At 69.1% G+C, this 4,742-nt stretch carries 4 protein-coding genes; 2 read left to right on the top strand and 2 right to left on the bottom strand.

Features of this window, described 5'->3' with window-relative positions; genetic code table 11:
* Together VGW35_13230 and ligA are read right to left on the bottom strand one after the other, a co-directional pair.
* The coding region (locus tag VGW35_13230; protein ID HEV8308618.1) for a hypothetical protein at window positions 1–1,028 on the bottom strand (1,028 nt) is incomplete at its 3' end.
* Between the two features lie 14 nt (window positions 1,029–1,042).
* On the bottom strand, window positions 1,043–3,061 hold the full coding sequence (gene ligA / locus VGW35_13225; GenBank protein ID HEV8308617.1) for an NAD-dependent DNA ligase LigA: 2,019 nt from the start codon (window positions 3,059–3,061) through the stop codon (window positions 1,043–1,045).
* 551 nt (window positions 3,062–3,612) lie between these two features.
* On the opposite strand from ligA, the gene VGW35_13220 reads away from it, so the two are divergent.
* Both VGW35_13220 and VGW35_13215 read left to right on the top strand, forming a co-directional pair.
* Window positions 3,613–4,545, top strand: coding sequence for an ABC transporter substrate-binding protein (locus VGW35_13220; GenBank protein HEV8308616.1), 933 nt, complete (start codon window positions 3,613–3,615; stop codon window positions 4,543–4,545).
* A 10-nt stretch (window positions 4,546–4,555) separates the two neighbouring features.
* Window positions 4,556–4,742 (top strand): hypothetical protein (locus tag VGW35_13215; protein HEV8308615.1); only part of this gene is annotated, 187 nt, incomplete at its 3' end.

Here is a 4,742-nt window from a genome sequence, read left to right as displayed (position 1 = left end):
AGGGGGCCGAGGGCGAGCGCGAGTCCCACGATGGCGAGGAGCGCGAAATACCGGCTCCAGACGTCCCGCCGGAGCACCACCCCCGCGGCGGCGAGAAGCAGCGTCCCGGTTCCGACGTAGAGAACGAACTCGTCGGCCGACAGGAAGCGGTCGGTGGCGAAGTAGGCGAACGGCACGAGGAGCGTGAGGAGCTGCTCGAGCGGCAGCGTGTCGATGGCCAGGAAGTCCGTGCTCGGCGTCCATCGGGCGGCACTCCGCGCCACCCTGAGCGTGGGTAAGAGCTGGGGTGCCGCCAGGGCCAGCCCCAGGAGCACGACCACCCCGGTGGTGGCCGGAATCCGGAGACGTGTCCACCAGTCGGCCCCGCGCCAGCGGCTCTGGAGCACGGTCAGCGACGAGAGCCCCAGCGCCACGCCGGCGTAGAAGGCCACCTGGGGGTGTCCGCCGAGGACGACGAGGGCGAGCAGGCCGCCGGCGGCGATCCGCCAGGCGGGCGAGCGCGTCACCAGCGCCCGTGCGTGGGCGGCCAGAAGCCAGGGGAGCCAGGCGGCGGCCTGAATGATCCCCAGATGGGCCACGTGCCCCCAGAAGAATCCGGAGAACATCAGCGCCACCGCCCCCAGGCTGGCGGCCAGGAGCGGCAGGCCGGCCTGTCGGCCGAGCGCCAGCATGCCGAGGCCGGCCAGTACGTAGTGGGCGATCGCGTAGAGCTCGAGCGCCAGGTAGCTCGGGGGGCCGGTGACGAGCGTCAGCAGCCGGATCGGCGGGTAGAACACGGCCGTCTGGATGTCGGCGAGCAGGGGATAACCCACCCCGACGTACGGCGTCCAGTGCGGCAACTGGCCCGCGCCGACCTCCTCGGCCACGTAACGAAAGGCGGTGTAGAAGAGGATCGCGAAATCGCCGCCGAGGTAGCGCCGGGGCTGGGGCAGCGGGAGCAGGTCCTTGAAGAAGAGGCCCGCTGCCAGGGTCAAGGCCAGGACGACGAGTCCGCCGCCTGCGATACCGAGGGCCCGCTCCCGGCTCATGTCATCGACACGCTCTAGGGCTCCGCGCCGGTGAGACGCAACAACTCCCTCTCGTCGAGCGTCGCCACCCCGAGGCGCCGAGCATCCTCGGCCTTCGATCCCGGATCCTTGCCGACCACGACGTAGTCGGTCTTGCGCGAGACGGACGAGGTGACCCGGCCCCCGAGGCGCACGATCAGCGTCTTGGCGTCGTCCCGGCTCAGGCGGTCGAACCCTCCGGTCAAGACGAAGGTCTTGCCCTGGAGGGGCTTGGGACCCGGGGTGGCGGCCCCGGCCTCCTCCATCACCACGCCCACTTCCGCCAGACGGTCGACGATGCGCTGATTGGCAGGCTGGTCGAGGAAGAGTCGCACCGACTCGGCGATGCGAGGCCCGATGCCGTAAATCTCTCCGATCTCGGCCTGGCTGGCTGCTCGCAGCCGGTCCATCGTGCCGAAGTGCGCGGCCAGCACCCGGGAGGCCCGCTCGCCGACGTATCGAATCCCGAGGGCGTAGAGGACGCGGCCCAGCCCCCGCGTCTTCGAGCCACGGATCGCGTTGGCCAGGTTCGTCGCCGACTTCTCGGCGAGGCGCTCGAGGCCGACCAGCTGGGGAACTGTCAGCGCGTAGAGATCCGCGAAGTCCCGCACCATGTCGCGGTCGACGAGCTGCTCGATGACCGCCTCTCCCAGGTGCTCGATGTCCATCGCTCCCCGCGAGCCGTAGTGAAAGAGCGCCTCCTTGAGCCGGGCGGGACAGGCGGCGTTGGTACACCGCACGACGACCTCGCCGGCCGGCCGGGAGGCCACCGAGCCGCACACGGGGCAGCGGTCGGGGAAGACGAACTTCTGGGTCTCGGGCGGCCGCTTCTCGCTGATGACCCGCACGATGTGAGGGATCACGTCGCCCGCCCGCTCGACCAGGACCGTATCGCCCACCCGCACGTCGAGGCGCTCGATCTCGTCGACGTTGTGGAGGGTGGCGCGGCTGATGGTGGCCCCGGCGATCCGGACCGGGTCGAGCTCGGCCGACGGCGTCAGGGCGCCCGTGCGGCCGACGTTGACGGCGATCCGCCGCACGACGCTGACCGCTTGCTGGGCCGCGAACTTGTACGCGATCGCCCAGCGCGGGTGGTGGGCGGTGGCCCCCAGCCGCCGCTGAGCGTCGAGGCTGTCCACCTTGACCACGACGCCGTCCGCCTCGTAGGGGAGCCGGTCGCGCTCGGCCTCGAGCTCCAGGCACGTCGCGATCGCCGCGTCGATGCTCGGGCAGCGGCGGCTCTTCGGATTGGTCTTGAACCCGGCCTCGCGGAGGGCCGCCAGGACGTCGGAGTGGATCGAGAACGGGAATGGCTCCGCGTGGCTCACCTGGTAGACGTAGATGTCGAGGGGCCGGCGAGCCGTGATCGACGGGTCCTTCTGTCGGACGGAGCCCGCGGCGGCGTTGCGGGGATTGGCGAACCCCGGCTCGCCCGTCGTCTCCAGCCCGCGGTTGAGCCGCTCGAAGGCCGCCCGGCTCATGAAGACCTCGCCGCGCACCTCGAGGGTCCGGCAGGCCGCGAGCGGCCCGCGGAGGGCCAACGGAATCGACCGGATGGTCCGGAGATTGGCCGTCACGTCTTCGCCCACGCGGCCGTCCCCCCGGGTGGCCCCGCGAGCGAGCCGGCCGGCCTCGTAGAGGAGCGCCACCCCGAGACCGTCCACCTTCGGCTCGCAGACGTAGGTGAACTCGGCCCCGGGCAGGGCCCGGCGGATCCGGGCTTCGAACTCCCGGAGATCTTCGGGGCTGGTGGCGTTATCGAGGCTCAGCATGGCGACCATGTGCTCGACGGGGGCGAAGAGGTCGGCGACCTGCCCGGACACCCGCTGGGTGGGGGAATCGGGTGTGATCAGCTCGGGGTATCGCGCCTCGAGGTCGCGGAGCTCCCGGACGAGCGCGTCGTACTCGGCATCCGAGACCTGGGGGCGGTTCTCGACGTAGTAGAGAAAATCGTGGTGCCCGATCAGGCGGCGCAGCTCCTCGGCCCGCGTCCGCGCCCTCTCCGGTGCCGTCACGAGGCCCAGGATAGCACGCGGGCGGCGGCCCGAGACCGCCTAGGTGACGAGGGGTTACGCCGTGTCGGAGGCGGCCCGCCCCTCGACCGCCCCGGTCCCCCGTAGCCCAGCTCAGCGACGCAGATCCATTTGTTTGGCCTGGAAGAGTCTCCGGAGCTCCGGCTCGACTTGCGATCCCTGGTTCCTGCCACGAACGGCGGGTGAGTCGCGACGAGCACTTTCCGGACCCTGCGATTCAGCTCTTCGAGCGAGGCTTCCATCACTTCGCGGCTCCGAAGCCGCGGCCCATCTCGGCGAAGATGCTCGGTTCCTTCCCGGCCGCGGCACGGCGAGCGCGGCGACTTCATCCTTGACAGGATTTCACGCCCCCTCGTAGACTCTGGGCAGCCTTGATTCCTCGAGCCCAAGCCCTCGGGAGTGCGAGATTCGTGGCCGGCACCTTTCCCCCGATCGCCCGGGTTCCCGAACCGCCCGTGATTGTCCCAGTCCCGGACACCAGGGCATCCAACGCGGGTTTTTCCGGGGCGGGGCCGCGAACGAAGGAGGACACCATGGGCGCGCACGCCGCTTCGAGCGCGAGGATCGGGCGTCGGAAGTTCCTCACCGCCGCCGCTGGAGCGGCGGCCATCACCGCGTTCCCCGACTTCTTCTCACGCCGAGTGAGCGCGGCCGAAAGCAAGTCGCTCGTGATCTACAACTTCGACGGATTCCTGGGCCGGGTGTTCAAGGAGCAGGTGATCGATCCGTTCGCGCAGCAGTTCGGGGTCAAGGTCGACACGATCACCATGCAGGGTAGCTCGCCGCCGATGGCCAAAGTCAAGGCGCTGATCGACGCCGGCAAGCCGGAGGCGGACGTGATGCCGCTCCAGCTCACCGACTACGTGTTCGCCGTCCGCAACAACCTGGTCATGAAGATCGGTCGGGACGAGATTCCCGAATACGCCAATCTCTATCCGCAGTTCATCACCGATCATGGGCCCGGGCTGACGCTGTGGTGTTACGGCATCGGCTACAACACGAAGCTCATCAAAGAGCGGCCGACGAGCTGGCGCGACCTGTGGAATCCGACCTTCAAGGGCAAGGTCGCCCTCAACGAGGCGCTCTTCGAGCAGACCCTCCAGATGGTCAATCTCGCGTATACCGGCAAGCTGCTCCCGGTGACGGACGAGACGTTTGCCCATTTGACGGCCCTCCGCCCGAGCCTGGTGAGCCTGTGGGCGACCGGGGCTCAGGCCGAGCAGCTGATGCGGACCGGCGAGGCCTGGATCTCGCCCATCTGGAACAGCCGGACGTTTGCCGTGAGAGACCAGGGGGCGCCGGTCGACTTCGTGATCCCGAGGGAAGGGTTGTTCGTGCGGTACAACCCGTACACCATTCCGCGAGGGGCGCGGAACCCCGAGCTGGCCAAGCAATACATCAACTTCCTGTGCAACGAGGCCCGCCAGAAGGCTCTCGCGGACAAGGCCTCGCAGGGCTCGCCGTAACAAGAACGTCTTGTCGAAGGAGGTCGGAGAGCGCGTCGTCGTCTCGAATCCCGAGGTCTTCATCCCCTTCGTCGTTCTCTTCGTGTCCAGCCTCGCGACGTACCGCCGGGGGGTCACGACGCTCGACTGGACCCTGGACAACTACCGCCAGTTCTTCACGGACGGCATCACGCTGAAGGTCTTCCTCCGGACCGTGC

The organism is Candidatus Methylomirabilota bacterium (assembly GCA_036005065.1).
Taxonomy (GTDB): domain Bacteria; phylum Methylomirabilota; class Methylomirabilia; order Rokubacteriales; family DASRDR01; genus DASYQW01.
Note: the sequence above shows the minus strand (reverse complement) of the source record. Positions and strands in the feature narration are given on the sequence as shown.

Coding starts and splice junctions, on each gene's coding strand:
- VGW35_13220 (HEV8308616.1), top strand. CDS start 3,613: ATGGGCGCGCACGCCGCTTCGAGCGCGAGGATCGGGCGTCGGAAGTTC.